Source organism: Leifsonia sp. 2MCAF36 (assembly GCF_052115525.1).
Classification (GTDB): domain Bacteria; phylum Actinomycetota; class Actinomycetes; order Actinomycetales; family Microbacteriaceae; genus Leifsonia.
In genome coordinates this window covers 252,574-267,474 of sequence record NZ_JBFRGV010000004.1, presented here as the reverse complement: position 1 = coordinate 267,474, position 14,901 = coordinate 252,574, and the positions used below count along the sequence as shown (strand labels likewise).

General features: G+C 64.2%; 7 protein-coding genes and 1 tRNA gene. 4 read left to right on the top strand and 4 right to left on the bottom strand.

The genetic code is table 11. The annotated features are described in order from the left end of the window. The first annotated feature begins 68 nt into the window (after positions 1-68). Together AB4079_RS08540 and AB4079_RS08535 are read left to right on the top strand one after the other, a co-directional pair. Positions 69-3,686: a galactose oxidase-like domain-containing protein gene (locus tag AB4079_RS08540; protein WP_441786855.1), complete on the top strand. Its 3,618-nt coding sequence runs from the start codon at positions 69-71 to the stop codon at positions 3,684-3,686. Between the two features lie 116 nt (positions 3,687-3,802). After that, positions 3,803-5,713, top strand: coding sequence for a S53 family peptidase (locus AB4079_RS08535; RefSeq protein ID WP_441786854.1), 1,911 nt, complete (start codon positions 3,803-3,805; stop codon positions 5,711-5,713). 232 nt (positions 5,714-5,945) lie between these two features. Here AB4079_RS08535 and AB4079_RS08530 read toward each other — a convergent pair whose 3' ends face one another. Continuing rightward, positions 5,946-7,286: a hypothetical protein gene (locus AB4079_RS08530; protein WP_441786853.1), complete on the bottom strand. Its 1,341-nt coding sequence runs from the start codon at positions 7,284-7,286 to the stop codon at positions 5,946-5,948. 136 nt (positions 7,287-7,422) lie between these two features. Continuing rightward, positions 7,423-7,710 carry a hypothetical protein gene (locus AB4079_RS08525; protein ID WP_441786852.1) on the bottom strand — a complete coding sequence of 96 codons (288 nt, stop codon included), beginning with the start codon at positions 7,708-7,710 and terminating at the stop codon, positions 7,423-7,425. 1,606 nt (positions 7,711-9,316) lie between these two features. Between AB4079_RS08525 and AB4079_RS08520 the strand changes: the two genes are divergently transcribed. Continuing rightward, positions 9,317-12,700, top strand: a complete 3,384-nt coding sequence (locus AB4079_RS08520; RefSeq protein ID WP_441786851.1) for a hypothetical protein — start codon at positions 9,317-9,319, stop codon at positions 12,698-12,700. A gap of 53 nt (positions 12,701-12,753) precedes the next feature. Here AB4079_RS08520 and AB4079_RS08515 read toward each other — a convergent pair. Together AB4079_RS08515 and AB4079_RS08510 are read right to left on the bottom strand one after the other, a co-directional pair. After that, positions 12,754-12,825 (bottom strand) — tRNA-Arg (locus AB4079_RS08515). Then, a complete protein-coding gene (locus AB4079_RS08510; protein ID WP_441786850.1) occupies positions 12,816-13,901 on the bottom strand; it encodes a tyrosine-type recombinase/integrase in 1,086 nt (361 codons plus the stop codon). The genes AB4079_RS08515 and AB4079_RS08510 overlap by 10 nt, the downstream gene beginning before the upstream one ends. A gap of 503 nt (positions 13,902-14,404) precedes the next feature. Between AB4079_RS08510 and AB4079_RS08505 the strand changes: the two genes are divergently transcribed. After that, entirely contained in the window at positions 14,405-14,848 is a 444-nt protein-coding gene (locus AB4079_RS08505; RefSeq protein WP_441786849.1) for a hypothetical protein, read from the top strand. The last annotated feature ends 53 nt before the right edge of the window (positions 14,849-14,901 follow it).

Below are 14,901 nucleotides of genomic sequence, written 5' to 3'. Positions count from 1 at the left end.
GATCCTTCTCTTTACATCGCGCCGCGTTTAGAGGAACCTCGCACATATCAATTGAATGAGGTTCGCTCATGTCTGTCGCGTATCGGAGCCGGTTCGTCGCCCTCGCCGCCCTCAGTGCCCTGATCGCGCTCGCCCTGGCGCCCCTCCCCGCCGCGACGGCCGCATCCGCCATCGCCACCGATGTGGTGGTCAGCGGGCACCAGACCGGCGCCTCCTCCACGGTGAACTCACCAGTGTTCAGCACGGCGCAGAGCGGGGAGCTCCTCGTCGCCTTCCTCACCGCCGACGGCCCCGCGACGGCGGGGAGCGAATCGTTCTCGGCCGTCACGGGCGCCGGTGTCACCTGGCAGCTGCGCAAACGGACCAACGCCCAGTACGGGACCGCCGAGATCTGGCAGGCCGTCTCGAGCGGCAAGATCACCAACGCCACGGTCACGGGGACGCACGCAGGTACGGGCCTCGCAGCCATCACCGTCGTCAGCTTCACCGGCGCCGACACGGTCGCTGCAGGGGCCGTCTCGGGCGCAAGCGGTGCGACCGGCGCGCCCTCCACCACACTCACGACGACACGGTCAGGCTCCTGGGTGTGGGGAGTCGGCGACGATTGGAGCACAGCGACAACACGAACGGTCGGACCCGGCCAGACCAAGGTCGACGAAGACCTCGCGTCATCCGGAGACACGTTCTGGACGCAACGCCAGACGGCGCCGACCGCTGCGCCCGCACCGGCGAGCGTCACCATCAACGACACCGCCCCCACCACCGATCGGTGGAACATCGCCGCCATCGAGGTCGTGCCCACGAGTGGGCAGGACACGGTTCCGCCGAGCGTCAGCGTGACCAGTCCCACGGCCGGCAGCACCGTCAGCGGCACCGTCACAGTGTCGGCGACCGCCACGGACGACGTCGGGGTCGCCTCTGTCCAGTTCCTGCTCGACGGCGCTCCCCTCGCGGCGGCGGTCACAAGCGCGCCGTACTCGATCCAGTGGGACAGCACCTCGGTCGCCGACGGGAGCCACGCTCTGTCCGCGGTGGCCCGTGACGGCGCAGGCAACCAGGGCACCGCGTCGTCCGTCGCGGTAACCGTGAACAACAACGCCGCGAACGACCCCTCCGTCGTCGGATCGTGGGGTCCGGTCGTTCCGTGGCCCGAGGTTTCGATCCACGCGGCTCTCACCGACACCGGCAAGATCCTCACCTGGCAGGGCGACTTCTCCAAGAACGGTCAGCAGTACCTGCTCGACCCGGTGAGCGGCAGTTACATCCAGGTCCCGAACGGCGCCGTCGACCTGTTCTGCGCGGGCCAGGCCGTGCTCGCCGACGGACGCATCGCCGTGGTCGGCGGCACCGCGACGAGCGGCGGGCTCGGAGTCACGGCGGTCAACGCCTTCGATCCGAGCACCGAGACCTGGCAGGCCCTGACGTCGATGAACCACCCGCGGTGGTACCCGACGGGCACGACGCTGGGCGATGGCCGCGTCCTCGTCACCTCCGGATCGAACACCACGTCGACCGACATCGTCCGCATCCCGGAGGTGTACAACCCGCCCACGAACACGTGGACCGACCTCACCGCCGCCAGCAAGGACATCCCCTATTACCCGTTCATGTTCCAGTTGCCGGACGGCCGTGTGCTGCAGGCCGGTGCCTCCGAGCAGGGCACCCTGACCCAGGCGTTGGACGTCGCGACGCAGCAGTGGACCACGATCGACAGCCGGGTGCTCGACGGCGCATCCATCACCAACTACGCCCCCGGAAAGTTCCTGAAAGCCGGCACCGCATCCGACGGCGGGTTCAGCGGTCAGTCGGCGAAGACCGCCTACACCCTCGATATGAACCAGCCGAACCCGACGTGGCAGCCGACCGCTCCGATGGCCTACGCGCGCAGCTTCGTCGACCTCACGAACCTCCCGGACGGCACCGTGCTCGCCACCGGAGGTGGAACCGACAAGTCCGGCCAAGATGTCTCCAAGGCCGTGAAGCCGGCCGAGATCTGGAACCCGGCCACCGGCACCTGGTCCACCGTCGCCTCCCTGACCACCCCGCGGCTGTACCACTCGGTCGCGGTCCTCCTGCCCGATGGTCGCGTGTTCGTCTCCGGCGGCGGCGGCGACACCGGCGTGGACGACCAGCTGAGCTACCAGATCTACTCGCCTCCCTACCTGTTCAAGGGTGTGCGGCCGACGATCACGTCGGCCCCTTCGACCGTTCAGTACGGCGGGAGCGCGTTCATCCAGACGCCGGATGCGACGAATATCACCTCGGTGTCGCTGATCCGCACCGGCTCTGACACCCACGCGTTCGACCAGAACACCCGCGGGATGCAGCTGTCCTTCACGCAGGCCGCCGGAGGGCTGAACGTTCAGCTCCCGCCCAACGGCAACTGGGCGCCTCCCGGCTACTACATGCTCACGATCGTGAACAGCAAGGGCGTGCCCTCCACGGCGGCGATGGTGCGATTCCCCGCGCCCTATGAAGACGCCGTCGCGCCGACCGCGCCCACCGCCCCGACGGCGACGGGGGCGATCGGAAGCGTCACCGTGGGCTGGACCGCCTCCACCGACAACGTGGGAGTGACGGCGTACAACGTCTATCGGTCCACCACCGCGGGCTTCACGGCGAGCGCGGCGAACCTGGTGAAGCAGGTCGGCGGCACCACGACCTCCTACACGGATGCGGGGCTCGCGCCCGCCACGTACTACTACCGGATCAAGGCGGTGGATGCCGCCGGAAACGTGAGCCCACCCTCCGGCGAGGTCTCGGCGACCGCACTCGCCGACACGACCGCACCCTCTGCTCCCGGCAATCTCGTCGCCTCCGCCGGCGCGGGCGGCGTCGCGCTGACCTGGAACGCGAGCACCGATGACGTGGGCGTGACCCGGTACAACATCAGTCGAAACGGTTCGCCGCTCACGACGAGCACCGGAACGAACTACACCGACGGCGCGGTCGTGGGCGGCACCTCCTACACCTATACGGTGACCGCGCAGGATGCGGCGGGGAACGTCAGCGCTGCATCCAACAGCGCTACGGTCACCGCCGTCTCCGGGTTCCGGACGATCACCGTCGACGGGCTGGTGACGAAACATCAGGGCACGGCTGCGACGAAGGTCGCTGTGGGCGGACTCACGACCACCGGCACGAACGAGCTCCTCCTCGCCTTCGTCAGCTCTGACGGTTCGAGCGCGGCCCAGATCGGCTCGGTGACCGGAGGCGGTCTGACGTGGACGCTGCGCCAGCGCTCCGACGGCCAACCCGGCACCGCGGAGATCTGGCAGGCTGTGGCGCCGGCGCCGCTCTCGAACGTGACCATCACGGCCACCGAGAAGTCCGGGTCCTGGCAGTCGTCGCTCACCGTCGCCGGGTTCCTCGGCGCCTACACCACGACGGGAGCGGTTCTCGCCGCGAACGGCCCCAGCGGGGCGCCGAGCGCCACGCTCACCACGACGCGCGCCGGCTCGTGGATCTGGGGCGTCGGAACCGACTGGAGCTCCGCGCGCGCACGGACGGTCGGCGCCGGCCAGACACTCGTCGACCAGTACCTCTCCCCCTCCGGCGACACCTACTGGCTGCAACGGACGAACGCCCAGACCACCGCCGCAGGGACCGCCGTCACGGTCAACGACACGGCGCCCACGAACGACATGTGGGATCTGGCGCTGATCGAGGTGCTTCCGGCGCCATAAGCGAACGCCGGACGAAACCGACTCTTGCTCGAGGATCGCTGCGGTCATAGCTTTGCCAGATGATGGTCGGCCGACGACCCGTCTGCCGGTCCACGCGACATGTCAGGAGATCCTCGATGCGCAAACGTGCTCTCGGAGTGTCTATGGTGGCGATCGCGGCGGTCGCCGCGTCGCTCACCGGAGCAGGCGCAGCCTCGGCTGCCCCCGCCTCCAAACCCATTCCGAACTCCACCCCCGGATGGCTCACCCACGGAAAGAACCTGGGCGCCGCCTCCCCGAACGCCCCCGTCACAGCGCGCGTGTACCTTGCGCCGAACGGCGGGCTCGACGCACTGAAGGCGGCGGCCACTGCGGCGTCGAGCAGCCATCAGTTCCTCACGCCGGCGCAGTATCACGCGAAGTTCGACGCGACGGCCGCTACGGTCAGCGCGGTGAGCGCCTGGCTGACCGGTTCCGGTCTCCATGTCAGCGCGGACGCGGCGCATCGGTACCTGGACGTCTCCGGGAAGGTCGGGGATGCGAACGCAGCGTTCGGCGTCTCGATCGCGAACTTCACGCACGACGGCGTCAGCGTGCAGGCCCCGACCGGAGCGGCGAGCGTTCCCGACTCCGTGGCGGCCGACGTGATCGCCGTCGCCGGACTCGACACCACCGTGTCGACCGTCAAGCCGCTGACCCAGAAGCCGTCTCCGCCCAGCGCCGGATTCCGCAACGCGCCGGTCTGCTCGACGTGGTACGGCGACAAGAACCCCACCAACACGCCGGCTCCCGACGGGACGGCCCTCCCGCCGTTCAACGGAGCGGTCCTGCCGTACTCGCCGTGCGGATACACCGGCCCCCAGCTGCGCAACGCGTATGAGGCGGGTAAGGCGGCCGGTCTCGACGGCCGCGGAGTGACCGTCGCGATCACCGACGCCTACGCGTCGCCGACCGTTGTCGCCGACGCGAACCGCTACGCCACCGATACCGGCGACCCGGTGTTGACCGCAGGGCAGTACACGGAGAGCCTGCCGGGCTCGTACACCCAGGTGAACAGCAACAAGTCGCCGAAGCAGTGCGACGCCTCCGGATGGTACGGCGAGCAGACGCTCGACGTCGAAGCCGTGCACGCGATGGCTCCGGCGGCGAACATCCGCTACTACGCGGGCAAGAGCTGCCAGGACAGCGACCTGCTGGACACCTTCACCCGCATCAACGATGAAGGCGTGGCCGACATCGTGACGAACTCGTGGGGCGGGGTGGGCGACGTCGTGAAGCCGACACTCCTGCAGGCGTACGAGACCGCATTCCTGCAGGGCGCGGTGGAGGGCATCAGCTACTTGTTCTCGACCGGAGACGCCGGAGACGAGGCCAGTGCTGTGGGTTCGCCGCAGACCGACTACCCGGCTTCCGACCCGTACGTGACCGGTGTCGGCGGCACGTCGACCGCGATCACTCGCGCCGGCGTGACGGGTGAGACGGGCTGGCAGACGACCAAGTACGCCCTCACCGGCGGCGCCTGGACTGTGAGTGTCCCGTTCCTGTACGGCGGGGGCGGCGGATACTCGTCGAACATCCCGGAGCCCGACTACCAGATCGCGGCCGGCATCCACTCGCCTAACGGCGGCCGAGCGCTTCCGGACGTGTCGATGGATGGCGACCCGACCACGGGCATGCTCGTCGGCCAGACGCAGTCCTTCCCGGGCGGAGCCGCCTACGACACCTACCGGATCGGTGGCACGAGCCTGGCGTCCCCGCTGTTCGCCGGCATGACGGCGCTCAAGGTCCAGGCCAGCGGCCACGGTCTCGGCCTGCTGAACCCCGCCATCTACGCCGACCACTCCGGATTCCACGATGTGACCGGCGCCGGAATCGATGCGGGCAACATCCGCGTCGACTTCGTGAACGGGCTGGACAGCACAGCCGGCTACACCTACTCGGTGCGCTCGTTCAACACGACGAACACGACGCTCACCGTCGGACCCGGCTGGGACACGGAGACCGGCTGGGGCAGCGCTCGCGCCGGGTGGCTCGCTCCGCTGCCGTAAGCATCGCGCTCTTGCTGTGAGAAAAGGAGAAGGGCCGGTCTGAGGTATCAGACCGGCCCTTCTTCGTCCGTGGGTGGTTTTCATAATCTGGAGACCCACGCGGCGACTGGGCTTTTGGAGAACCTACTGCACGGTATTCCAGGCTAAGCGTTCGAAAATTCCAGGACTTCTCGCGATCCCAGTGCTGGCGCGGATCTTGCTCAAGGACTTCTAGTCGCGGACTGGATGTGGGTCAGCCCCTAAACGGCAGTTCCGATCGCACGACATCCCTAGCGGCCAGCTCGTACTTGCGCTTCTCCAGGAGTCCCTTGATCGTATGAACGATGGTCGGAGCCGTACGAGGCGAGCAACGCACCCCCCGGATCGGAAGGTGGGAAGTGTCTTCCGAGGCGATGGTTCTCGCATGAATGATGGGAACAATTCCTCGCTGTGTCACCTCGTAGTGGACAACGTCCAACGGCGCCCACAGCGTAGTGATCCACCTCACTTCTCGTTCGTCCATGAACGAGCGGTGCTTCATCGTTGATGCCAAAATCACGAGATGCTTGCGAAGCTCCAAGATCGCGGCCGGCCAATCCGATTCGGATGTGGCCCGCAGGTCATGAAGCGCGCTCTCGACGAAGGTGTAGGCCAACCTGGCCTTATCAGCGTCGATGTAGTGGACCTTGTACCAACCTGATACGTCCTCCCCGGGACTCCCATCACCAGGAACAAGGCCATCGGCAGCGAGCCTTTCCGCTGGCGATAGCCCAATGGCGAAACCGTCGGTCGTCGAGTAGTTCCGCCACAGTGTCAGGCTGTCGTTAGCCGTCGACGCAGAGATGAAGTAGATCTCGTGCATTGCGTCCTCGACGAAGGCTGGAGCAACCAGCTCGCGCAGCGCACCGTCCTCGCGGATGCCGGATATGCCTTCGTCGCGGGCGCGCTCGATCGCCTGGCGAATGATTCCCACGCCATGAGTAAGTTCGCTCGTATCGTTCAAGTGATGGGGGCTGGATGCCCAGAGTTCATGCTTTGACAGGATTTGCATGAGAGCATGCGCGCCCGTGTAGTGCCACACCCGTTGGCGGCCCCGGTATCGAACCTGCCCCGACTGAGCTAAGAACGCCTGCGTCGCGTCAGCGTAGGTCGGTGTGTTCAGCTGGCTGAGTTGCCGCTCGATGAGCCGATAGCTCGACAGCAAATTCGGAAGGTTCGGCACTAGCTGCGAGAAGTCGGCCCTGGGAAGGAGCTCGTTCATGCGAGCCGCCCATAGGGCTGTGGGAACTCGAAGCGACTTCGATAGCTCACTTCCCAGCGCGAATTGCGCGGACTTGGACAGGTCGACACCACGCAGGAAGTTCTGGCCCGCGACGAGCGAATCGAAGCCCTTCAGGGCGTCGGAGACCCGCGGGAACAGGCTCGGGTAGAGCTTCGTTGCCTGGGACCACGAGTTCGTGGCGCTCAACGCTTGCGCCAACGCGGCACTACTGTCGCTTAGCTGCGCTTCGAGTGCATCGACCGCCCCAGTTTCGTAGGAGGGGGTGTCGTCCTCCGCTCGCTCGCCATGTGCCGCTCCGTCGCTCGATTCCACAAACGGATACTGGCACAACTCTCAACATAGAGAGCTTGGGAGGCCGGCCCACTCGCGATTCCCAACGACCCCGAGGTCACAAAGCACCTCGGAACCGAGCTTGTGGTGGACGGTCTTCTGTTGCCGCGCTCCACCTCTACGAACGCCGACCGAGTCCCGGCAAGCCGCCCCTCACAGTGCGGACGCTGTTCTCGCCACCATCCTCATCCTCGTAGCGAGCCTTACGCACCGCGCGCTCCTCATCGATACTCCTGTAACGCGCGCGGGTCGATGCAGCTGAAGCCCTCTTCGCCTTCTTTTCTTTTTTTCTGGAGCTCGACTTGCCTTTCTTGGCGACCGCCTGCATTTTGGCCTTCTTGTCGCCGGCGGCGCTCCTTGCGGATTGAGTCTGCATCGCAAAATCGAGGGCGGCCGACTCTGCCAACCCGGTCCCAGGGCATTCCACTCCGTCCTTGGCCAGGTGACTGAGAACTCTCCGCGTGACTAAGCCGATGGAAACGGTAGCCGCGCAACGCGGGCATTGGGGTGTAAGCCGCGCGACGCTTGCCGCTGGTGCCTTCGAAGCTCCCTTCTTCCCCGGCGCCGCATCGCGCTTCTGTGGCCGCACCTTAGACCTTTTCGGCGTAAATCCGGATTGCTTCCGACGGCGCGATTTCGTTGCGGCACTCTGATCTGCGTTAGGGGACGCGGCGGAAGCGCCGCCGGGCCGTTTCGGGGCGATGTTGGCGGCTGCGTATTCGCGCAGGTCCCAGACGGCTTCCGGTCGTAACGTCGAATCCTTGTCCGTTACTAAGGTCCCGGGCAGAATCGTCCGCGCTATGCGGATGAGGTACTCCGGAGATACCCCAATCTGCTTCACCAACGCGGCGACAGTCGTGGTCCCGACCGAACGCGACAGCTGTTGCCGCCCGTGCGCACGTCCGGCCGCCCGGCTGGTTTGAGTCGTTGGCACTGGTTCGACCGTCGACGAGCGGCTGCTCTTGAGCGGGGCATTTGACGACTTGCCAGCGACCTGAGCCGTCGGCCGAGCTACGCGACGAGCACCACGATCCGGCGTGGGTGTTCCGGATCCCGGGCATCTCTCCCGCGCCACGAAGTGAATCGAGACTTGGCCGTTTCTCATCAAGGCCCGATCCGTCTTACACACATGACATTCCTGGAATTGCAGCCCGATGCGTAAGCCAGCATCGACGGGACTGGAGGCTGGCGGGTGTGGTGCAACCTTCTTGGGCCGCGCGTTGAGCGGTTCAGCCGGTGACGGAGCTCTCTCCCCCGGGACCCAACCGGACGCGACCAGCGCACGAACCTTCCGCGCCACCGGCGGCTCAATCGAGCTCGATGGACCCTTGACGGGTTCAGCGAGCACCTTCAAGGCGGCCAGTACAAACTTGGAGTCCACTTGAAGTTCCGCTGCGACCTCATGCACTCGCGGCTTTCTACCCACCGGTTGCTCCTCCCTGAGCTGACCCTCGTAATCTTGTCCCGGCGCGATCAGGGCAGCAACGGGCATGGGATGCTCTCAGGCTACTGAGCGCGAACATCCAGCCTCACACTCCAAAGCAGGTGTATTCCGGCGCGCGACTCTTCGCACTCGCAAGACAGGTCCGCCTTGGTCTGCGCGCCAGCACGTCTCTCGGTGAGCGGCTTACCTCAATGAACTGACGTCGCACCTAGCCAACGGGCAATTGACGTGTCATGTCGCCCGCTCTTACTAGTGTCACTCTTGACGGTAATCAGGGGGCGTGATGGGTCGGGCCAAGAAGCACAAACCTCGTAAGCGACGAGCCTGGGAACCGTCGCCTCTGCAAAAGGAGCTTGCGCGCTACACCCGAGATTCTTTGTGGCGACTGCTGTTGGCGGCCGGACGGTCCCCGGGCGTCCGACACCGATGGGCGAGCGTCACTCACCTAGTCGCAGTCACAACCACACTCACTCGCGACGGCTCTCTAGGGGTCGAGGCTTCCGCTCTGCCTCATCTGTTGGATCTTGCACATCAGGACGAACCGCGGCTGCGTACAATCGAAGACTTCATGCCGGAGGACCCTCGAGACATAGTGCGGTTCACGCTCGGCGACCGCACATACCGGCTAGCCGGGGGGAATGTCGAAAGGCCCATCGCAAACCTCGAGCGACTCCTTACTCTTGCAGCAGCCGCGGACGAAGTGTTGATCCCAACCATCGGCTTTGGGATGCAGGACCTCGCAGAAGTTGTTCTCACCCACGTCGATGCTGAGCTTGAAAGAGCCTCGTTCGTTGAGTCAGAGCGCTCGTTTCACCCTGGAGATTCTGATGTGGCCTTGTCTGCCGGCGAGATACTCGAAGAGGAACGCGAACCGCAATGGCACGGCAGGCACAAGAGGGCTCTGTCGTGGATCACGGTCGCAGCATCAGCGCTCCGATATCGACCTGCGTCCGGCGAAAGCACATTCGGATCCGCGATGCGGGTCGTTCTGACTGGCGAGGATACCCCCCGGTGGATGCCATTGGAACTGCTACCAGAGGCTCTTGCATCCGCTGCATCAGAACTCGCGGAGGCTGCCGCCATCAAGGACAGCCACGTGCGCAAGCGCTTCGCGCAGCTCTCAGCAGCACGAGCGAGACGACGCCTTTGGCGCTTCTCGCCCGTCATCATTGGGCCCCCGGATCACGAGGGGCGTCCCGTCGTCGCGCAGAAGAACACGGCCCAATGGGCGGTCCCTTCGGGAAACCGCGACCTCCTCGCCCTTCAAATTGTGAGCCCCTTTTTCGACGATGGCATCGGGGACGGTCCACCAGCAGTACTAGACGCCGCATTGGCCGACCGCGCAGACGAAGACGGCCTCTCGTTGCCTTTGGTTGGTGGCGAGGTGTTGGTGGAGCCTGGCCAACAAGTGATCCCGATATTGGTGGCGGCCGGAACCAACCACTTGATCTACATGGGTCCACCGGGCTGCTTCAACACCACAATGGAGGACTTGGACTGGATGGCTCTGTCAGCCGGCAGCGAGAGCGATCTTCGTCATTTTGCTGAAGAGATGCGCCTGCAGGACCCATCACGAATCTTCGGACTCGAAACCATCAACGTCTGGGATTGGTGGCTCAACAACGGCGGCGCCCTACACCGAGGAGGTCAATTCCCCGCCGTCATGTACTTTGAAGCCCACCGCGGCGCAGTCGAATGGGAACGGGCGCGTCGCCTTTCAGGCTATGAAGAAGCGCTGCTCAAGCTCGACCTTCCACCGATACGCGACTGGGACATCATCGAAGACCAGGAGAATGCGCCCGTTGTGCTTGCCGCGTGGCGGCAGGTTGAAAGCTCCGGAGACACCGCCGGATACCATCACCGGCCGCCGATAACCTTGGCGACAATTCACAAATCAGACATCCCCGTTGCCATCGTCCTTCCCGCGCGAAACATGGCAACCGACGAACTCGCCGAGCCCGGGTTTGACCTTGCGGGTGCCTTCGCGTTCTCCCTTGACGCAATCGACGCAGCTTGGATCAGCACCGCACGGACCGCCGGTATTACCGCGCTACGGGTGAACATGCAGCTCAGCGAGCCGGCCTCGGAAGGAGAGGAATCCGACCCCTTTGCCATTGAAGTCACAGCATGTGAAAAGGGTCGGGCGAGCGTGCAGATGACCGTTGGATTCGACGAGCTTGCCCGTTTAGGAGACAAGGACGCGCAGAGGACTCAAGAGCTGTTGTGTTCCTCGTTCGTCACCATCCTTGAGAAACTCGGGGCGCCAGAAGAGGCACGCGTGAACCTCAGAACAGCATGGCTTTCCTCGCCTCCCACTCTGACCGTCAAGCAGTACAATGGATTCTTCGCCCGCAACCAGATGGCGGAACCGGTCGAAGTCGAAGGCCCCCTCGCCGCGCAAATGGACCGCCAGCTCGCTGAGCGAGTACGGGAGACCGGTGTTCTTCCTGGAACGTACTCACCTGAGCAGGCAAAGGAACTCGATCGAGTCACTCTTGCTCCGGCTGCCCTGCAGACGCTTGAAGCGCGAATCGCCGACTTCCCTGCCGACGATCTCCTCATGGCAGGTATGCAAGAACTCGAGAGAATTCTGACTCGCCGCGCCAGGCATGCTCGCGATCTTCAGCAATCGTCCGAAGACTTGACGCTCACGTCGGATCCAATCGAACGACAGCGTGCGATGGAAGCAGACGCTCTCCGGCTACGTCGAGCAGCGGAGCTAGTGGTCGAAGCTACCCTCCTAATCGACCCGCAGGGACAACGGCACATCGACGCTCGCGGGTGGGCCGAGGTACTTGCGGCAGCCGCCTCGTACTTGGAAGCGACAACACGCAGCGAGGGTCTTCATTATCAGGTCGCAAGCACTGGCCTCGAGGTTAGCGAGCTCTTCGAATTGAAACTCGCACCAGCCAGTCCCAGGGGCCCCCAGAACACATTGGACTACGCGGCGTTCGCTCGGGCCGTAGCCGAGGAGAATCTCACTCAATCTTGGCCTGAGGCAAGCGACACCCCGGACCGGGAAGCCCTGATGGACGAAGCGGATGCGCTCGCATTGGTCCGATATGGCACGAAGATCTCGGACATCGCCATCGTGCTGTTCACCCTCGCCACTTGGCCTCTCACGTCAGGTGATCCCGATGCTGTCGCAGTCTCTGAAGACAGCTTGATCGCCTTCGTTTTGGAGTCCATCGGCGAAGGCACGACGGGCCTCAACCGAAATCGGATCGCGGCGACCGTACGGTTCCTTCGCTCCACCCAACGCGAGTACATCTCAAGCGACTGGGTACCTTGGCGGTTACGATCGCGCCCAGTCCGCCTATTGACCAAGCCACTCGTCGCACTTTCCGACTCTCGTATTCTCGTGGCCCCGCATTACTGCGAGGCGGTCGCTCGCGTATACATGGGGTACTGGAACTACGGAATGCTTCCCTGGACGCAGACTGGCTCTCCCCAGCTGGATGCCGCACTTGAGCGAGTGCGGAATCATCGGAATTTGGAGTTGGAGACTCAAGTCGAGCAAATGCTCAACGAACACGGCTGGATCACCCGCTCACGCGTTAAGCCCGGCAAGGGCAACCGTATTGGCGTTAGCATCCTGACTTCAGAAATCGACATTGTGGCGGCCCACCCCTCATCAGCGTCGATCTGGGTATTGGAAGTTAAGGATCCCGGGCCTGCTTATGCACCCTCAGACATCCGGCGCCACATAGGTAGATTCCACGATGGACCGAAGTCCTATTCGGCGCTTCTCTCGCGCAAACTTTCGGAGGTGAGCGCAGAGCCACTTCGCGTGGCTGAGGCACTTGGCCTCCCTGCCAGCAAGTCTTATTCGATCAAGGCGACCTTCGTTACGCGCCGAGAAGCGCCTGCCGCATACGCAGGTGGCAACCACCGATTCGCAACGGTTGCGAAGCTGCTCGATCTTCTTGAAGACCCCTCGAAGCACCAGTAGGCGGCTAGAACAGGTCCGGGCGGCCAGGTCACACCCGGACGTCGAAAGCGAGGTGCCCCTGGAGGGATTCGAACCCCCGACCTGGTGCTTAGGACGCACTCGCTCTTCCGCTGAGCTACAAAGGCGGACGCAGTCTGTCTAACGACACCCGCCCGATCGGCCGATCGTTTACGGCTGCGTCGACGACTGGTTGCGCGGTCGGGCTGCGAGCCCACAAGTCGCCCCGGCTCTCAGCGAGAACGCGCTCATTCAATCGGTCGGCGACCCCGGCGAGGTCGTCCTCGAACAAGTCCGCGTAGGTGTCGAGAGTCATCGCGGCCGACTTGTGACCGAGCATGCGTTGAAGCACCTTCACGTTTGCTCCCGCACTGACTCCGAGGCTCGCAGCCGTGTGACGAAGATCATGGGGCGTCAGGTGCTCAAGCCTCGCCTTTCGCACGCCGGCGGTCCACCATGAGCCGCGGCCACGTGCAGTATCCGGCCTCAGGATGTAGCCGCCAGTCAACGCTTCGAACACCAACGCGCTGCCCAATTTTCCATCTATCAGCGCACCAAGCGATTGGTCCAAGAAAGCGGGAAAGGGTACCAATCGCGCGGCCCAGCTCTTGGGCGGCCCGACATGAACCACGCCCTCGACTTCGGTAGCAGTGCGGCGGACCGCGAGCCGGCGCTTGGCTAGGTCGACGTCGTCTGGTGTGAGGGCGATCGCCTCTCCCCATCGCAAGCCGGTATACGCGAGGGTAAGAATGAGTGTTTGCTTGAGTGTGTCCGGAGCGCAACGCGCGAGGCGGAACACCTCCTCGTTGCTGAGATACCGCCGTCGCGGCACCCACGGTTTGTGAGGCAGGTTTGCAACTCCACGAGCGGGATTGCGATCCATTCGGCCGTCCCGCACCGCCATGTCAAGTACTCCCGCCAGGACGCCTACCGCTCGGATCACAACGCTCGCTGATGGGCGCTTCTCCGGTTGGACAGGACGCACGCGAGCGGTCGGAGCCGTGCCGAGGCACAGCTCGCGAATCCAAGATTCGACCTGTGATGGAACAATCGCGCCTATCGACGTCGTGGCCCACCGCGGTTCCACGTATACACGCCATGCGGTGCGGAGCGGTGAAAAGCTCGAGGGCTTCAGTGCCACGGCCTTGTTCGCCAGCCAGGTGTCTGCAAGCTCTCCAACGCTAATTCGAGCTTCGACGAGCATGTGGGCACGCGGAACGTGGGTCTCTTCAACAGAAGCAACGAACGCGACCGCCTCACGTTTCCTTAGGAAGCCTCGCCGCTCCCGTTGGCGACCAGTCCCATCTCTCCAGCGAGCTCGATACCGACGACCGCGTGACGTTTCGTAACCCGTAACCGTCCCCACAACTCACCTCCCCTGGTCCGCTTGATACAACGCAGCATCCCGAAACGGTTCTCACGTCCTACCGCCCCACAGCTTTCGGTTCAAAAGGTAAGACTACCCGGACTGCTGTATCTACAGCTACTATGCGAGCCGTCAACGTTAGGCGGAGGTGGAGATGGAGATGGAGCTGAAAGCTCACGCTTCGAACAGGCGGAGGATTCAAACCGACCTAGGTGTCCTCCACGAGGTGGACCCTTACCGTGCCGGGTATGGGCAGCTTCGTCTCCCTGAGTTGGCGCCGCTCCGGCAGCACTGGACTTGGGTCGGCCTGACACCGCGCGCCTCCATCAAGAGGTGGGGCGATGGATGACTGGGCGCTCGTCGCGGAGCTCTGTTACATGTTCGACCTCGATTCCGCTGGCCTGGTGAAAGAGGCGCACATCCGAGCCGTCTCCCCTCGGGACATCATCGCCGGATTCACCCGCACCTTCGCGTATATGCGAATTCACGGAATCGAAGGGAGCGCGAACGCTCCGCTTACCGAACTGGACGCGCTCCCGCCCGGGACCCTCGACAAACGCATCGTATTCAATGACGCCATCTGGATCGACACCTTCCGTACAAGCCACACAATTTCGACCATGCCAGGCGAATACGTGTCCGCGGTCATCGCCTTCTTGCAGGCACGCGCGCCTGACTGGTACGACCTGGGTCCTGAAGGCGGCGACATACAGGCGTGGCTTGAAACGACTCCCCTCATGCTTGCCCTTCGGCACCGGCTCGAAGCACTGGATGAAGCGGATTAGGCGGCCACGCAGCTATTGAGCGGTCGCCGTCCGACGTCTTCGGCGATGCCGAC

What these genes read in the sequence shown, in the direction of transcription:
- AB4079_RS08540 (WP_441786855.1), top strand. Translation starts at nt 69, where the DNA reads ATGTCTGTCGCGTATCGGAGCCGGTTCGTCGCCCTCGCCGCCCTCAGT.
- AB4079_RS08535 (WP_441786854.1), top strand. Translation starts at nt 3,803, where the DNA reads ATGCGCAAACGTGCTCTCGGAGTGTCTATGGTGGCGATCGCGGCGGTC.
- AB4079_RS08520 (WP_441786851.1), top strand. Translation starts at nt 9,317, where the DNA reads ATGCCGGAGGACCCTCGAGACATAGTGCGGTTCACGCTCGGCGACCGC.
- AB4079_RS08510 (WP_441786850.1), bottom strand. Translation starts at nt 13,901, where the DNA reads ATGCTCGTCGAAGCTCGAATTAGCGTTGGAGAGCTTGCAGACACCTGG.
- AB4079_RS08505 (WP_441786849.1), top strand. Translation starts at nt 14,405, where the DNA reads ATGGATGACTGGGCGCTCGTCGCGGAGCTCTGTTACATGTTCGACCTC.